The following is a 14,185-nucleotide window of genomic DNA, read 5'->3' as shown; positions in this document are numbered from 1 at the left end:
CCGCTCCGCTTTTCGCACTAACGCAGACACTGTATAAAAAAACAGTAGTTTTTGCAAGCCCGATCGTTGCGGCGTGGTATTTTTCCACTTCGCGCGAACCGTGCAAAAACCGCAAAACACCCTGGAGACCGCCGCGCCGGGCGAAATGCGGTGCCGGCAATGCGATGCGCCCCGCGCATCAGGCACACGACGATGCGAATCCTCATTGCCGAAGACGACAGCATACTCGCGGACGGTCTCGTTCGATCACTCCGCCAATCGGGATACGCCGTTGACCATGTCAAGCATGGCGTCGAGGCCGACACCGCCCTCTCGCTGCAATCCTTCGACCTGCTCATCCTCGATCTCGGCCTGCCGCTCATGTCCGGGCTCGAAGTGCTGCGCCGCCTGCGCGCGCGCAATTCGCAGATGCCCGTGCTGATCCTGACCGCCGCCGACAGCGTCGACGAGCGCGTGAAGGGCCTCGATCTCGGCGCGGACGACTATATGGCCAAGCCCTTCGCGCTCAACGAACTCGAAGCGCGCGTGCGGGCGCTGACCCGGCGCGGCGCGGGCGGCGGACCGACGGTCGTCCGGCACGGATCGCTGTCGTTCGATCAGGTCGGGCGCATCGCGCATATCGCGGATCAGGTCATCGACCTGTCGGCGCGCGAACTCGGCGTGCTCGAAGTGCTGCTGCAGCGCATCGGGCGGCTCGTGTCGAAGGAGCAGCTCGTCAATCATCTGTGCGAGTGGGGCGAAGAGGTCAGCAACAACGCGATCGAAGTCTACGTGCATCGGCTGCGCAAGAAGATCGAGCCGAGCGGCGCGCGGATCATCACCGTGCGCGGACTCGGCTATACGCTCGAGAAGGTCGCGAGCGCGCCGGACGCGAAAGCATCGGCCGCGCCGGCGGGCGATCCGGCTTCCGCCAGTCATCACTAAAGCCAAGCCGCGCATGGCGTCGCCCGTTTCCACCGAGCGCTCCGGCGCGCCGCCATCGCCTGCAACGGCGGCAGCGTCCGCAACCGACCCGGCCGCCGACTCCGACGCCCAGCGCGACGCCCGCTACGCGAATCCGTTCGCGCCGCCCGAGGAGCTGGAGCCGGACACGCAGGCGCACCCGCGCTCGCTCTTCGGCGAGATTCTCGACTGGATGCTCGCGCCGCTGCTGCTGCTCTGGCCGATGAGCATCGCGGTGACGTATCTCGTCGCGAAGTCGATCGCGAACGGGCCGTTCGACCGCGCGCTCGAAGCCGACGCCTACGTGCTCGCGCGCCAGATCCAGCCGGTCAACGGCGTGGCGGAATTGCGGCTGCCCGATGCCACGCGCGATTTCCTGCGCGCCGACAACGTCGACAGCGTGTTTTTCCAGGTGCTCGGCACGCGCGGCGAACTCGTCGGCGGCGACCGCGACATGCCGCTGCCGCACGAGGACGACCGGCCGCAGCCGGGCATCGTCGAATTTCGGGACGACGTGCTGCGCGGCAACGACATTCGCGTGGCGTATACGACCGTCGATTTGCCGGGACTCGCGCCGGGACGCGATCCCGGAAGCACGCAGCCGGTGCTCGTGCAGGTCGCCGAGACGCTCGACAAGCGCAGCCAGCTCGCCAACGACATCATCAAGGGCGTGATCCTGCCGCAGTTCGTGATCCTGCCGCTCGCGATCGTGCTCGTGTGGTTCGGGCTTTCGCGCGGGCTCGCGCCGCTGCATGCGTTGCAGTCGAACATGCGCACGCGCCGCCCCGACGATCTCTCGCCGCTCGAAGCGGGCCGCGCGCCGCCGGAAATCGCGCCGCTCGTCACGTCGTTCAACGATCTGCTCACGCGGCTCGAACAGAACATGGAGTTTCAGAAGCGCTTTATCGCCGATGCCGCGCATCAGATGAAAACGCCGCTCGCCGGGCTGCGCATGCAGGCGGAGTTCGCGCTGCGTCAGGACGTATCGACGGAAGTGCAGCGCTCGCTCGAACAGATCGCGACGAGTTCGGAGCACGCGGCGCGGCTCGTCACGCAGTTGCTCGCGCTGGCGCGTGCGGAGAATCGCGCGACGGGGCAGATTTTTTCGTGCGTCGAACTGACGGCGCTCGCGCGGCTCGCCGTGCGCGACTGGGTGCAGGCGGCGCTCGCGAAGCGCATGGACATCGGCTTTGAAGAGCCGCCGTTTCCCGTCGAAGTGGAAGGCAACGTGGTGATGCTGCGGGAGATGCTGTCGAATCTGATCGACAACGCGATCCGCTACACGCCGCCCGGCGGACGCATCACCGTGCGCGTTCGGACCGACGAGCACGACCTCGATCTCGTGCATCTCGAAGTCGAAGACACCGGCCTCGGCATTCCGCCGGCCGAGCGGGAGCGCGTGGTCGAGCGGTTCTATCGCATTCTCGGGCGCGAGGGCGACGGCAGCGGACTGGGTCTCGCCATCGTCAAGGAGATCGCGGCGATGCACGGCGGCACGCTTTCCATCGAGGATCACGTCTATCAGGAATCGCCGCGCCTCGCCGGGACACTCGTGCGCGTCAGCCTACAGCGGGTTTTTCCTGCCAAGGACAAACCCTGAGCGCTCTCACCGCGCGACACTCGCTTCCCGGGCAGAAGCGCGACGATGCGCGCTAATTGAGACGCGTTCTTCGCGATTGCACGCACATTCGCTCGATTTCACCGTTAGCCACGCTTTTACCCGATGCTTCTCCGCGTCAGAACGCCGTAAGTTTTCGTTCCAATAATCTTTGCACCGGCGCCGCCGCGCGCTTCGGATGGAATCGAACATCACACGCAATCAACAGGAGACGATTCATGGCTACGATCGAAGGGCGCGTTTCACACGCGCCGATGACGGCGGAGGAGAAGAAAGTCATCTTCGCTTCGTCGCTCGGGACGGTGTTCGAGTGGTACGACTTCTATCTCGCCGGGTCGCTGGCGATCTACATCAGCAAGACGTTCTTCTCGGGCGTCAATCCGACGGCCGGCTTCATCTTCACGCTGCTCGGCTTCGCGGCGGGCTTCGCGGTGCGCCCGTTCGGCGCGATCGTGTTCGGGCGGCTCGGCGACATGGTCGGGCGCAAGTACACGTTCCTCGTGACGATCGTCATCATGGGCCTGTCGACGTTCCTGATCGGCTTCCTGCCCGGTTACGCGACGATCGGCATCGCGGCGCCGGTCATCTTCATCGCGATGCGGCTGCTGCAGGGCCTCGCGCTCGGCGGCGAGTATGGCGGCGCGGCGACGTACGTCGCGGAGCACGCGCCATCGAACAAGCGCGGCGCATGGACCGCGTGGATTCAGACCACCGCGACGCTCGGCCTCTTCATCTCGCTGATCGTGATTCTCGCGGTCCGCACGATCACCGGCGAAGAACAATTCGGCGCGTGGGCGTGGCGCATTCCGTTCCTCGTCTCGATTCTGTTGCTCGCCGTTTCCGTGTGGATTCGCATGAAGCTGCATGAGTCGCCGGTGTTCGAGCGCATCAAGGCCGAGGGCAAGACGTCGAAGGCGCCGCTCACGGAAGCGTTCGGCGAGTGGAAGAACCTGAAGATCGTGCTGCTCGCGCTCTTCGGTCTGACGGCGGGCCAGGCGGTCGTGTGGTACACGGGCCAGTTCTACTCGCTCTTCTTCCTCACGCAGACGCTCAAGGTCGACGGCACCAGCGCGAACATCATGGTCGCGGTGGCGCTGCTCATCGGCACGCCGTTCTTCGTGTTCTTCGGGTCGCTGTCGGACCGCATCGGGCGCAAGCCGATCATCATGGCGGGCTGCCTGATCGCCGCGCTCTCGTTCTTCCCGCTGTTCAAGGCGCTCGCGCACTACACGAATCCGACGCTCGAAAGCGCGACGCAGAAGTCGCCGATCGTCGTCATCGCGAATCCGGACGAGTGCTCGTTCCAGTTCAATCCGGTGGGCACGTCGAAATTCACGACGTCGTGCGATATCGCGAAGGGCGCGTTGTCGAAGGCCGGCCTCAACTATGAAAACGTCGCCGCGCCGGCGGGCACGCTTGCGCAGATCAAGGTCGGCGAGACCGTGGTGAACACGTACGACGGCAAGGCCGCCGACGCGAAGGCGCAGGGCGCGGCGTTCGACAAGACGCTCGCGGGCACGCTGAAGAGCGCGGGCTATCCGGCGAAGGCGGATCCGGCGCTCATCAACTGGCCGATGGCGATCGTGATTCTGACGATCCTCGTGATCTTCGTGACGATGGTCTACGGCCCGATCGCCGCGATGCTGGTGGAAATGTTCCCGGCGCGCATTCGCTATACGTCGATGTCGTTGCCGTATCACATCGGCAATGGCTGGTTCGGCGGCTTCCTGCCGGCCACCGCGTTCGCGATCGTCGCGGCCAAGGGCGATATCTACTCGGGGCTGTGGTATCCGATCGTGATCGCGCTCGCGACGTTCGTGATCGGCATGCTGTTCGTGAAGGACACGCGCAAGTCGAACGTGTATCACGAGGATTGAGGCTCGTGTTTCGCGCCCCTTGCGCGGGTTGTTAACAAATTACGTGCAAGGGGTTGACAGGCGTTCCCGGCCCCACCATAATCTCGTTTTCTTTCGGCGAATTAGCTCAGTCGGTTAGAGCGACGGAATCATAATCCGCAGGTCCGGGGTTCGAATCCCTGATTCGCCACCAGCTTCAAGAAAAAGCCGCTGTTCCGCAAGGACAGCGGCTTTTTTGTATTTGCGCCGAGCGCGACGCACATACGACGTCCGAGACTGGTAAATCACGTTCGCCACCGTACATTCATACCATTGCTTTCAACCGATACTACGCCTGCGCACCGGGGAATCAGCAGTAGCGCAAGGAGAGACCAAAAACACGAAGGGCGGCGCTCGACCGAGCCGTGGGTAAAGAATGGGCGTGATTTCAGCGCAGGTCTTTGCCAACGTCCCGGCGAGTAGCAAGGCGAATCAAGCCATCGCCCCGACAAAGAAGCTCAAAAGCCGGCATTCGCCGGCTTTTTCTTTTGCACGCGCGGCCAGCGCTTCTATCAGCGATACCGCGCAAACACCGTTCGAGCACACTCACCGCACCATCGACGCTGCGCCGCATCCAGCCGGGCGTTGAAGACATGTCCGTACGCGCATTGCCAGCTAAGCGGCGTCGTCGCATTCAGATAACCCTGCGATAGCAAAATCCCCCCGCGCACTTCGGCCAACGCGCGCGCCCGGTCCGTTTCGAGTTCACGCCGATACCCCGCGCAGTTCATGCAACGGATGTTCTGTGCAACATCCAGCGATGCGTCCCAGCTATGACCGCCGGCGCATTCCCATCGCGCGGACGATTCGTCGTTCGCTTCCCGCGATGCCCGCTCGCGAAAGCGCCAGGCCTCGTCCATCAGTGCGAGGTGTCTCTTGCAGTCGTGTTTATCGCTCATTGCATCAACGCCTCAAACCTCGCTTGCGCTCAGTGCCGCCCGCCGCCTTCCGCCTCCGAACGCGACGTCGTCACCACAGTGCCGTCCGGCCCGAAGTGCGCATTGAACATGGCGTCGCGATTGACGCCGTCCTCGAGCCAGTGCCAGCTCCACACGTGCTCCTGCTTCAACCGATATTCCGCCACGGTTGTCGGCTTTCCGAGCAGCCTGCGCACTTCGTCCTCGGTCATGCCCGGCCGCACCTTCGCGAAATTCTCCGCCGTCAGCACCTGCGTCACCGAGACGAAGAGGCCGTCCGGATCGAGATCCACCATGTACGTATTCGTGCCCGCCGGACCGCGCGGATATTCGAGCCGCTTCGATCCGTCCGTGAACGTGCGCTCCCGCTCCGGCTCGCCCATCTGGCTGCGAATCTGCGCCTCGGTCGTGACGCCCGGCTTCAGATCCTTCAGCAAGAGCGTGTCCGGCTTCACCGAATTGAAGAACGAACTGAGCTTGTTCATCGCTTCCCCGCTCTGCTGCTGATCGCAACCGGCAAGCATCGACACCGCCGCGATCGCGGCAAACATGACTTTCTTCATTTGACTTCCCTCGCGCGACTCAACCGCCCGCGCCGAGCAGCGGCACGGGATCGACGGCGGCGCCAGCCTTTCTCACTTCGAAATGCAGCACCGGCGATCCGCCCGGCCCCGTGCCCATATCCGCGATAGTCGCGCCCTGCTTGACGTTGTCGCCCTCGCGGACGAGCAGCTTCTCGTTGTACGCGTACGCGGTCAGATAATCGTTGCCATGCCGCACGATGATCATGCGCCCGTACGACCGCAAGCCGCTGCCCGCATAGACCACCTTCCCCGATGCCGCCGCCTTCACCGGCTGGCCGACTTTCCCGGCGATGTCGATACCCTTGCTCCCGCTCGCGCCGAACTTGCGCACGACCTCGCCCTTCGCGGGCCAGGCGAACGTGCCCTTCGCGACGTGCGCCGGTTCCTCTGCGCGCTTCTCAGCCGGCGCTTCGGCAGCCTGCTTGCCCGGCGCGGCCGGAAGCAACGGCGGCATTTCCTTCGCACCGTTGGAAGCAGCAGCCGAAGTCGAAGCCGAACCGGACGTCGACGCGCCCGGCGGCACGACTCGCAGCACTTGCCCGACGTTGACCTGCTTGCTCTCCGGCAGCGTGTTCCAGGCAGCGAGATCGGCGGGCTTCTGTTTGTAGAGCCGCGCGATGCCATAGAGCGTGTCGCCCGGCTTCACGCGATAAAACCCCGCCGCGACCGGCGTCGACACCGTCGGTGCGAGCGGCGCCGTCGCAACGGGCGCACCGCTCGGCGTGCTCGACAGCACGGGCGGCGTGCCCGACACCGAGTTCTCGACGATCGGCGCGGGCGTTCTCGGCGTCGACGTACATCCCGTCAGCCCCGCCACCGTTGCCATGCCTGCCGCGAGTCCCAAGCCCGCGATGACCGCTCGACTGTGCGGCCCAAAAAGTCCTTTTTGCATCGACTTCAACTTTCCCATGCTTTGTCTTGATGTCTTGCAACGCTCTTCAATCGTCCCGCGTGCGCCGTTCGGCGAGCACACGGTCAAGCCTGCAACGCGCAAACCGCGCGCCTTCAGCCGCGCCTCGCTTCTTTAGAACAAATACCCGCCAGCATAAAACATTGCGAAGCCAATTCGCCAAAGGACACCAAACGAGACACTTTTCAGCAAGACCCGCGCCTCATTCGGAATTCTAAATTTCCGACGAACCCATCCGCCCTGCGCCGACTGCGGCCATTTGGCTTACGCCGCGCTTCCGTCGCAGCGATCTGCCGAAGCGCCGCGAAAGCTGCGCATAGGCCGATCGGCCAATGCCGCGCGGCATCGACAATCCTTGACACTTTGCGCATCTTTCGCACCGCACTTTCGGCTAAATTCATCCAACTCGAAAGCAGGACCTTCCTGCCGTCCTGCTCACCCCTCACTTCCTGGAGTTAGCGCATGGAACTCATGCATCACGGCATCCTTCTCGGTCTGATCATCGGCGGCGTCGCCGGATGGCTCGCCGGCCTCATCATGAACGGCACGGGCTTCGGCGTTATCGTCGATATTCTCGTCGGCATCGTCGGCGGCGTGGTGGGCAACTGGCTGTTCACGAAGATCGGCATCTCGCTCGGCGGCGGCCTGCTCGGCACCTTGCTGACGGCGGTCATCGGCGCGGTCGTGCTGCTCTTCATCATTCGCCTCTTCAAGCGCGGATAGAGCGCATCGACTTTGCAACGGGCCGCTTCATCGAACCGGCCCGTTGCATAAAGAAGCGTCAAACCTTCGAGCGGCCGCGGCTCATTTTCCACAGCGCGCCCAATGCGACCGGCACGATTGCCGCGCCGATACCCACCAGCACGATCACGTTCAGATATTGCCGGATGAACGGAATGTTGCCGAAGAAGTAGCCGAGCAGCACGAGCAACAGCACCCAGACTGCCGCGCCGAGCACGTTGAAGAGTTGGAAGCGCGTCGCGTTCATCGCCGATGCGCCCGCGACGAACGGCGCGAACGTGCGCACCACCGGCACGAAACGCGCGATCACGATGGTCTTGCCGCCGTGCCGTTCGTAGAAGTTGTGCGTCTTTTGAAGCGCGGCGCGGTCGAGAAAGCGTTCGAGCACAGGAATATTCGTGTCGAACACTTTCGGACCGATGGCCCGCCCGATCCAGTAATTCACCGTGTTGCCCGCGACAGCCGCGATCAGCAAGAGCACGATCAGCGCGCCCAGATCCATCTCGTGCGTGGCGGCAAACGCGCCGCCGATGAACAGCAGCGAATCGCCCGGCAGAAACGGGAAAACGACCAGCCCGGTTTCGCAAAACACGATAAGAAACAGGACCGCATACACCCACGCGCCGTAGACGTTGATGAAGTCGCCGAGCGACTTGTCGATGTGAAGGATGAGTCCCAGGAAATGCAGCAGCGTGTCCAAAAGCGTTCCTCGAATTGATTGGTTACCGGCAGATGACAAAGTGTGCCGGCAGCGAGCGATGGGGTCGCGCCATGATACCGAAGTGGCCGGCTGCGTCCGTTAAAAAGCGAGCATCCAGCGCCATCTCGCGGCCCGCTGGCGCACCGGAGCGCGCCCGGTGAGCCGGTTGCGAATCGTTATAATCTGCCCATGGCCGACTTCAACGAACCTTCCGACAGCGCTTCGGCAGCCGCTTTGACCGTGGATCGCGCGCCCCGTTCGCGCGCCATTGCGCCTTTGCCCGACCAGCTCATCAGCCAGATCGCCGCCGGCGAAGTGGTCGAGCGGCCTGCATCGGTGGTCAAGGAACTGCTGGAGAATGCGCTCGATGCCGGCGCGCGCACGTTGCGCATCACGCTCGATGAAGGCGGCGTGAAACGCATCGTGATCGCCGACGACGGCTGCGGCATTCCGCCGAACGAACTTCCGCTCGCGCTGATGCGTCACGCGACGAGCAAGATCCGTTCGCTCGCCGATCTCGAAGCCGTCGCCACGCTCGGGTTTCGCGGCGAGGCGATCGCGTCGATCGCATCGGTGGCCGAGATGTTCATCACGAGCCGCACGGAAAGCTGCCCGCACGCCACGCGCATCGACGCGCAGACGGGCGCCATCACGCCTGCTGCGGGTACGGTCGGCACGACGATGGAAGTCCGCGAGCTGTATTTCAGCACGCCGGCGCGCCGCAAATTTCTGAAGAGCGAGCAGACCGAGCTCGGCCATTGCCTCGACGTGATTCGGCGCATGGCGCTCGCGCGGCCGGACGTCGCGATTTCGGTGATGCATAACGGCAAGGCGATCGAGCACTGGAACGCGAGCGATCCGCAGACGCGCGTCGCAAAGATTCTGGGCGAAGTCTTCGAGACGTCGCATCTGCCGCTCGACGAACGCGCCGGACCGCTCGCCGTCTACGGATGCGCGGGCCTGCCGACCGCGAGCCGCGGCCGCGCCGATCAGCAATATTTCTTCGTGAACGGCCGCTTCGTGCGTGACAAGCTGCTCACGCACGCCGTGCGCGCCGCGTATGAAGACGTGCTGCACGGCAATCGCTATCCCGCTTACGTGCTGTTTCTCGACTTGCCGCCGGAATCGGTGGATGTGAACGTGCATCCGTCGAAAATCGAAGTGCGTTTCCGCGATTCCCGCTCGATCCATCAGTACGTGTTCCATGCCGTTCAGCGTGCGCTGGCGCGGCACGCGGGCGCGTCGCCGGAAACGACGTCGGGCGGCCACGCGGCGCAACTCACGCCGACTGGCGAGTCGTCGTTCAGCGCGAAGCCGTTCGCGAGCGCGCCGGACGCGTTGCAATTGAAGAGCGAAAACGGCACGACCTGGATGCGCCAGTCGCGCATGACGCAAGGCACGTTGCCGGTCGCGCAGCCGCTCGCGCTTTATGACGCGCTGTTCGGGCGAAAGGACGCGAGCGCGGCGACTGCGACGACGCCCGCGTCGGAAGCCTGGGCCAGCGACGTTGCGCCCGTGTACGCCGCCACGCCCGTTTCGGACGATCAGCCGCTCGGCTTCGCCGTCGGTCAGATTCACGGCATTTACGTGCTCGCGCAGAACGCGCGCGGACTCGTGATCGTCGACATGCACGCGGCGCACGAGCGCATTCTCTACGAGCAGTTCAAGCACGCGCTGACCGATCGCGAGATCGCGGTGCAGCCGCTCTTGATTCCGGTATCGATGACGGCGGATGCGGTGGAAATCGGCATCGTCGATGAAGAGCGCGAGACGCTCGATGCGCTCGGCTTCGATCTGGCGGTGCTGTCGCCGACATCCATCGCGATCCGTGCGGTGCCTGCGCTCTTGAAGGACGCGGATTTGCAAGCGCTCGCGCGCGCCGTGCTCGCGGATCTTCACGCGTATGGCGGATCGCGCGTGCTCACCGAGCGTCAGCATGAGTTGCTCGGCACGCTCGCGTGTCATCACGCGGTGCGCGCGAATCGGCGGCTCACGCTCGATGAAATGAACGCGCTTTTGCGCCAGATGGAAGCCACCGAGCGCGCCGATCAGTGCAATCACGGCCGCCCGACGTGGTATCAGCTCACGCTCGCGGACCTCGACCGCCTTTTCATGCGCGGACAATGAGTGTCCAGTCGATAGCCTGTCTGCTCGGCCCGACGGCGTCCGGGAAAACCGCTGCCGCGCTTGCGTTCGCGGCGGCGTCGAGCCGGCCGGTCGAGATCATCAGCGTGGATTCGGCGCTGGTTTATCGCGAGATGGACATCGGCACCGCGAAGCCCAGCGCGCAAGAGCGCGCGGCGGCGGCGCATCATTTGATCGACATCATCGATCCGGCCGAGTCGTATTCCGCCGCGCAGTTTCGTGCGGACGCGCTGCGGCTCGTGGGCGAGATCATCGCGCGGGGACACGTGCCGCTTCTCGTCGGCGGGACGATGCTCTATTACAAGGCGCTCACGCAGGGCCTGAACGATTTGCCGACCGCCGACGCCGACATCCGCGCCGCGCTCGATGCCGACGCCGCGCGCGAAGGCTGGCCGGCGCTGCATGCGCGGCTTGCATCAGTCGATTCTGAAACGGCTGCGCGTCTCGCGCCGAACGATTCGCAGCGCATCCAGCGCGCGCTCGAGATTTTCATGCTGAGCGGCCAGCCGATGTCCGCGCTGCTTGCCGCGCCGCGCGCATCGGGCGATGAAACGCCGTATCGTTTCGTGCCGATTGCGCTGGAGCCGTCGGATCGCGCGGTGCTGCACGCGCGTATCGCGGCGCGCTTCGATGCGATGCTGGCGAGCGGATTCATCGACGAAGTGAAGCGCTTGCGTGCGCGCGGCGACCTCGATTTGTCGATGCCGTCGATGCGTTGCGTGGGCTATCGGCAAGCGTGGGAGTATCTGGATGGCGCGACGCGCTACGACGAAATGCGCGACAAGGGCATTTTCGCGACGCGGCAGTTGTGCAAGCGGCAGTTGACGTGGCTGCGGGGAATGCCGGAGCGGGTTATCGTCGATTGTTGTGCGCCGGATGCGATCCGGCGGGTGGTCGATGTGGTGCTTGGAGCCGCACAGGGCTCGGGCTTCGGTTCTGGTTCTGGCTCTGATTCTCGGTGAACTTGTTTTCGCGTCGGTCTATTTGCTCGCCCCTCCCCGGGGCGGGGGTCACTTTCTTTGCTGCTGCAAAGAAAGTAACCAAAGAAAGCAGCTTTTCGCCCGCAGTCGAGAATCAGGAGCACTCCGTAGAACCAGATTGGCACTCAGCTTATAAACAGCCTTGAATCACCTTCCGCGCCCGCTGAGCGCCACGCCACGCGAGCCCCCGGGCTCGACAAAACCACACGGACACAACGCCCCACGCGAACAAAATACTCAACGGCCAACAACGACAAGCCTCGCGACTTGACGGAAACGCGAGCGCTCCCCTCGCACCGCGCGACAAAAGATTCGGCTTTCGCGTTGAGGATATTTTCCAGTGACGCGTTGCGCCCCACTGGTGTTAACGAGCCGAGGGGCTCGGAGGACGTGGCGCTCAGTGGGCGCGGAAGGTGATTCAGGGTTGTTTCAAGCTGAGTGCCAACGTTTTTCTACGGAGTGGCCCGACAGTCAGTGCTTCGGGCCAAGAAGCTGCTTTCTTTGGTTACTTTCTTTGCAGCAGCAAAGAAAGTGACCCCCGCCCCGGGGAGGGGCGTGCTAATAGACCGACGCGAAAACAAGTTCAACAACAAAAAAGAAGCCTTCGCAGGCCCGATGCCAAAAGGGCCCTCAAACGACGACCGTTTGCGCCTCCCCTTGGCGACTCTCCCTCACGACGCCAATCTTCCAAACCTGCTCGCCAGCAGCAGACAACAGTCCGATCGCCGCATCGGCGTCCTCGGCCGCGACGATCACCGCCATCCCGATCCCGCAATTGAACACGCGATGCATCTCCGCATCCGCCACGCCGCCGTGCTTCTGCAGCCACGCGAACAGCGGCGGCAGCGGCCACGCGCGATGATCCAGCTCCGCCGTCAGCCCCTCGCGCAGCACGCGCGGAATATTCTCGACAAGCCCGCCGCCCGTGATATGCGCCATGCCCTTCACCGTGACGCTCTGCATCGCGGAAAGCAGCGGCTTCACGTAAATGCGCGTCGGCGCCATCAGCGCGTCGGCAAGCGAACGGCCGTCGAAGTCCGCGTCCAGATCCGGATTCGCGCGCTCGATAATCTTGCGCACCAGCGAATAACCATTCGAATGAATGCCGCTCGACGCCAAGCCCAGCACCACATCGCCCGGAGCGATCGTGCTGCCGTCGATGATCTTGCTCTTCTCCACCGCGCCCACCGCGAAGCCCGCGAGGTCGTATTCGCCGTCCGGATACATGCCCGGCATTTCCGCCGTCTCGCCGCCGATCAGCGCGCAACCCGCATACTCGCAACCCTGCGCGATGCCCTTCACGACGTCCGCCGCCGTATCGACATCCAGCTTGCCGCACGCGAAATAATCCAGGAAAAAGAGCGGCTCGGCGCCCTGCACGAGAATGTCGTTCACGCTCATCGCGACGAGATCCTGGCCGACCGTGTCATGCCGGTTCAGCGTGAAAGCGAGACGCAGCTTGGTGCCGACGCCGTCCGTGCCCGACACGAGCACCGGCTCCTTATACTTCTTCGGCACTTCGAAAAGCGCGCCGAATCCGCCGATACCGCCCAGCACGCCGTCGCGCATAGTCTTCTTGGCAAACGGCTTGATACGGTCGACGAGCGCATCGCCCGCGTCGATGTCCACGCCCGCATCGCGATAGGACAGACCTTGGGCGTCAGAGGCGGATTTCGGTTGATTCATGGGGGGAGAGCAAGAAGGTCGGTAAAATGCGATTTTACCCGATGATGACCCGGCGACGATCGGCCGGCTGGTTTTCCGGCAGCGCGGCGGCGCCCTTTTCGAGATCGCGCCTGTCGCGCGACGCGCCACGCCGAAATCCGCGAACGAATACGGCGAACGGCCGCGCGCGCATCGGCGCCGCGCGCCACCGCTATTTCGAGAAAACGCCAGCTCATTCGATCCCGCCCGACGACATCCATTCCCCCGTGCAACGCCAACTGACGCTCGACCTCGGCACGCCGCCGCCCGCCACCTTCGACAATTTTCACGCCGCCAGCAACGACGAACTGGTCACGCGGCTGCGCGCACTCGAAGGCGCGCTCGCGGCCGGCCCGGTCGCGGATCGCTCGTTCTATGTGTGGGGCGAGCCGGGCAGCGGGCGCAGTCATCTGCTGCACGCGCTCGTCTACGAAGCGAGCGGCCGCGCGCGCTATCTCAGCCCGCAAAGCGCGCTGAACGCGTTCGGCTTCGACCCGGAAGTCGCGCTGTACGCCGTCGACGACTGCGACCGCCTTTCCGCCCCGCAGCAGATCGCGCTCTTCAATCTCTTCAACGAAGTGCGCGCGCATCCGACGAGCGCGCTCGTCGCCACCGGCAACGCCGCGCCGATGACGCTCGCCGTGCGCGAAGACCTGCGCACGCGGCTCGGCTGGGGCCTCGTGTTCCATCTGCTGCCGCTCTCCGACGAAGCGAAGGCATCGGTGCTGAAGCACGCGGCGCGCGAGCGCGGCATCGTGCTGGCGGAAGACGTTCCGGCTTATCTGCTCACGCATTTTCGACGCGACATGCCGAGCCTGATGGCGCTTTTCGACGACCTCGACCGCTTCTCGCTCGAACAGAAACGCGCGGTCACGCGCTCGCTTCTTCGCACGATGCTCGCGCAAACCGGGCGCGTGCCGCCGCTCGTCGCGGTTGCGCCGGAATCGCCGCAGGCATCGCCGGATGACGGCCCGAACGCGTCGCCGGACGACACCGACGCCACGCCCGCCGCGCCGGACAACGACCCCAGCCGCTTCAAGTAGAATGCG

General features: G+C 64.3%; 12 protein-coding genes and 1 tRNA gene. 9 read left to right on the top strand and 4 right to left on the bottom strand.

Annotated elements, in window-relative coordinates:
* Positions 1 to 192 precede the first annotated feature (192 nt).
* The 5 genes from NCR39_RS02050 to NCR39_RS02030 all read left to right on the top strand — a co-directional run bounded on the left by NCR39_RS02050 (position 193) and on the right by NCR39_RS02030 (position 5,044).
* Complete coding sequence (locus tag NCR39_RS02050; RefSeq protein WP_250450421.1) at positions 193 to 924, top strand: response regulator transcription factor; 732 nt, start codon at positions 193 to 195, stop codon at positions 922 to 924.
* Between the two features lie 13 nt (positions 925 to 937).
* Positions 938 to 2,542, top strand: a complete 1,605-nt coding sequence (locus NCR39_RS02045; protein WP_250450419.1) for a sensor histidine kinase — start codon at positions 938 to 940, stop codon at positions 2,540 to 2,542.
* A gap of 236 nt (positions 2,543 to 2,778) precedes the next feature.
* Positions 2,779 to 4,437: an MFS transporter gene (locus tag NCR39_RS02040; protein ID WP_250450418.1), complete on the top strand. Its 1,659-nt coding sequence runs from the start codon at positions 2,779 to 2,781 to the stop codon at positions 4,435 to 4,437.
* A 95-nt stretch (positions 4,438 to 4,532) separates the two neighbouring features.
* Positions 4,533 to 4,609: transfer RNA gene (locus NCR39_RS02035), tRNA-Met, on the top strand.
* Positions 4,610 to 4,831: 222 nt separating this feature from the next.
* Positions 4,832 to 5,044 (top strand): hypothetical protein, encoded by a 213-nt coding sequence (locus tag NCR39_RS02030; RefSeq protein WP_250450417.1) that lies wholly within the window; start codon positions 4,832 to 4,834, stop codon positions 5,042 to 5,044.
* 339 nt (positions 5,045 to 5,383) lie between these two features.
* Here NCR39_RS02030 and bamE read toward each other — a convergent pair whose 3' ends face one another.
* Positions 5,384 to 5,935: an outer membrane protein assembly factor BamE domain-containing protein gene (gene bamE / locus NCR39_RS02025; RefSeq protein WP_250450416.1), complete on the bottom strand. Its 552-nt coding sequence runs from the start codon at positions 5,933 to 5,935 to the stop codon at positions 5,384 to 5,386.
* Between the two features lie 19 nt (positions 5,936 to 5,954).
* On the bottom strand, positions 5,955 to 6,848 hold the full coding sequence (locus tag NCR39_RS02020; protein WP_250450415.1) for a peptidoglycan DD-metalloendopeptidase family protein: 894 nt from the start codon (positions 6,846 to 6,848) through the stop codon (positions 5,955 to 5,957).
* Between the two features lie 489 nt (positions 6,849 to 7,337).
* Between NCR39_RS02020 and NCR39_RS02015 the strand changes: the two genes are divergently transcribed.
* The gene (locus tag NCR39_RS02015; protein ID WP_250451438.1) at positions 7,338 to 7,589 is read left to right on the top strand and encodes a GlsB/YeaQ/YmgE family stress response membrane protein; all 252 of its coding nucleotides are present in this window, start codon (positions 7,338 to 7,340) and stop codon (positions 7,587 to 7,589) included.
* A 58-nt stretch (positions 7,590 to 7,647) separates the two neighbouring features.
* Here the strand turns inward: NCR39_RS02015 and NCR39_RS02010 are convergent, their stop codons facing one another.
* Complete coding sequence (locus NCR39_RS02010) at positions 7,648 to 8,307, bottom strand: VTT domain-containing protein (protein WP_250450414.1); 660 nt, start codon at positions 8,305 to 8,307, stop codon at positions 7,648 to 7,650.
* A 189-nt stretch (positions 8,308 to 8,496) separates the two neighbouring features.
* Here NCR39_RS02010 and mutL point away from each other — a divergent pair, with 189 nt between their 5' ends.
* Positions 8,497 to 10,434, top strand: coding sequence for a DNA mismatch repair endonuclease MutL (mutL, locus tag NCR39_RS02005; RefSeq protein WP_250450413.1), 1,938 nt, complete (start codon positions 8,497 to 8,499; stop codon positions 10,432 to 10,434).
* Positions 10,431 to 11,414: a tRNA (adenosine(37)-N6)-dimethylallyltransferase MiaA gene (miaA, locus tag NCR39_RS02000; protein WP_250450412.1), complete on the top strand. Its 984-nt coding sequence runs from the start codon at positions 10,431 to 10,433 to the stop codon at positions 11,412 to 11,414. Before mutL ends, miaA begins: the two co-directional genes overlap by 4 nt.
* Positions 11,415 to 12,062: 648 nt before the next feature.
* Here miaA and purM read toward each other — a convergent pair.
* Entirely contained in the window at positions 12,063 to 13,118 is a 1,056-nt protein-coding gene (purM, locus tag NCR39_RS01995) for a phosphoribosylformylglycinamidine cyclo-ligase (RefSeq protein ID WP_250450410.1), read from the bottom strand.
* 245 nt (positions 13,119 to 13,363) lie between these two features.
* On the opposite strand from purM, the gene hda reads away from it, so the two are divergent.
* Positions 13,364 to 14,179, top strand: a complete 816-nt coding sequence (gene hda / locus NCR39_RS01990; RefSeq protein WP_250450408.1) for a DnaA regulatory inactivator Hda — start codon at positions 13,364 to 13,366, stop codon at positions 14,177 to 14,179.
* The last annotated feature ends 6 nt before the right edge of the window (positions 14,180 to 14,185 follow it).

The sequence above is a fragment of the Caballeronia sp. ATUFL_M2_KS44 genome, from assembly GCF_023630965.1.
Lineage (GTDB): Bacteria > Pseudomonadota > Gammaproteobacteria > Burkholderiales > Burkholderiaceae > Caballeronia > Caballeronia concitans.
Note: the sequence above shows the minus strand (reverse complement) of the source record. Positions and strands in the feature narration are given on the sequence as shown.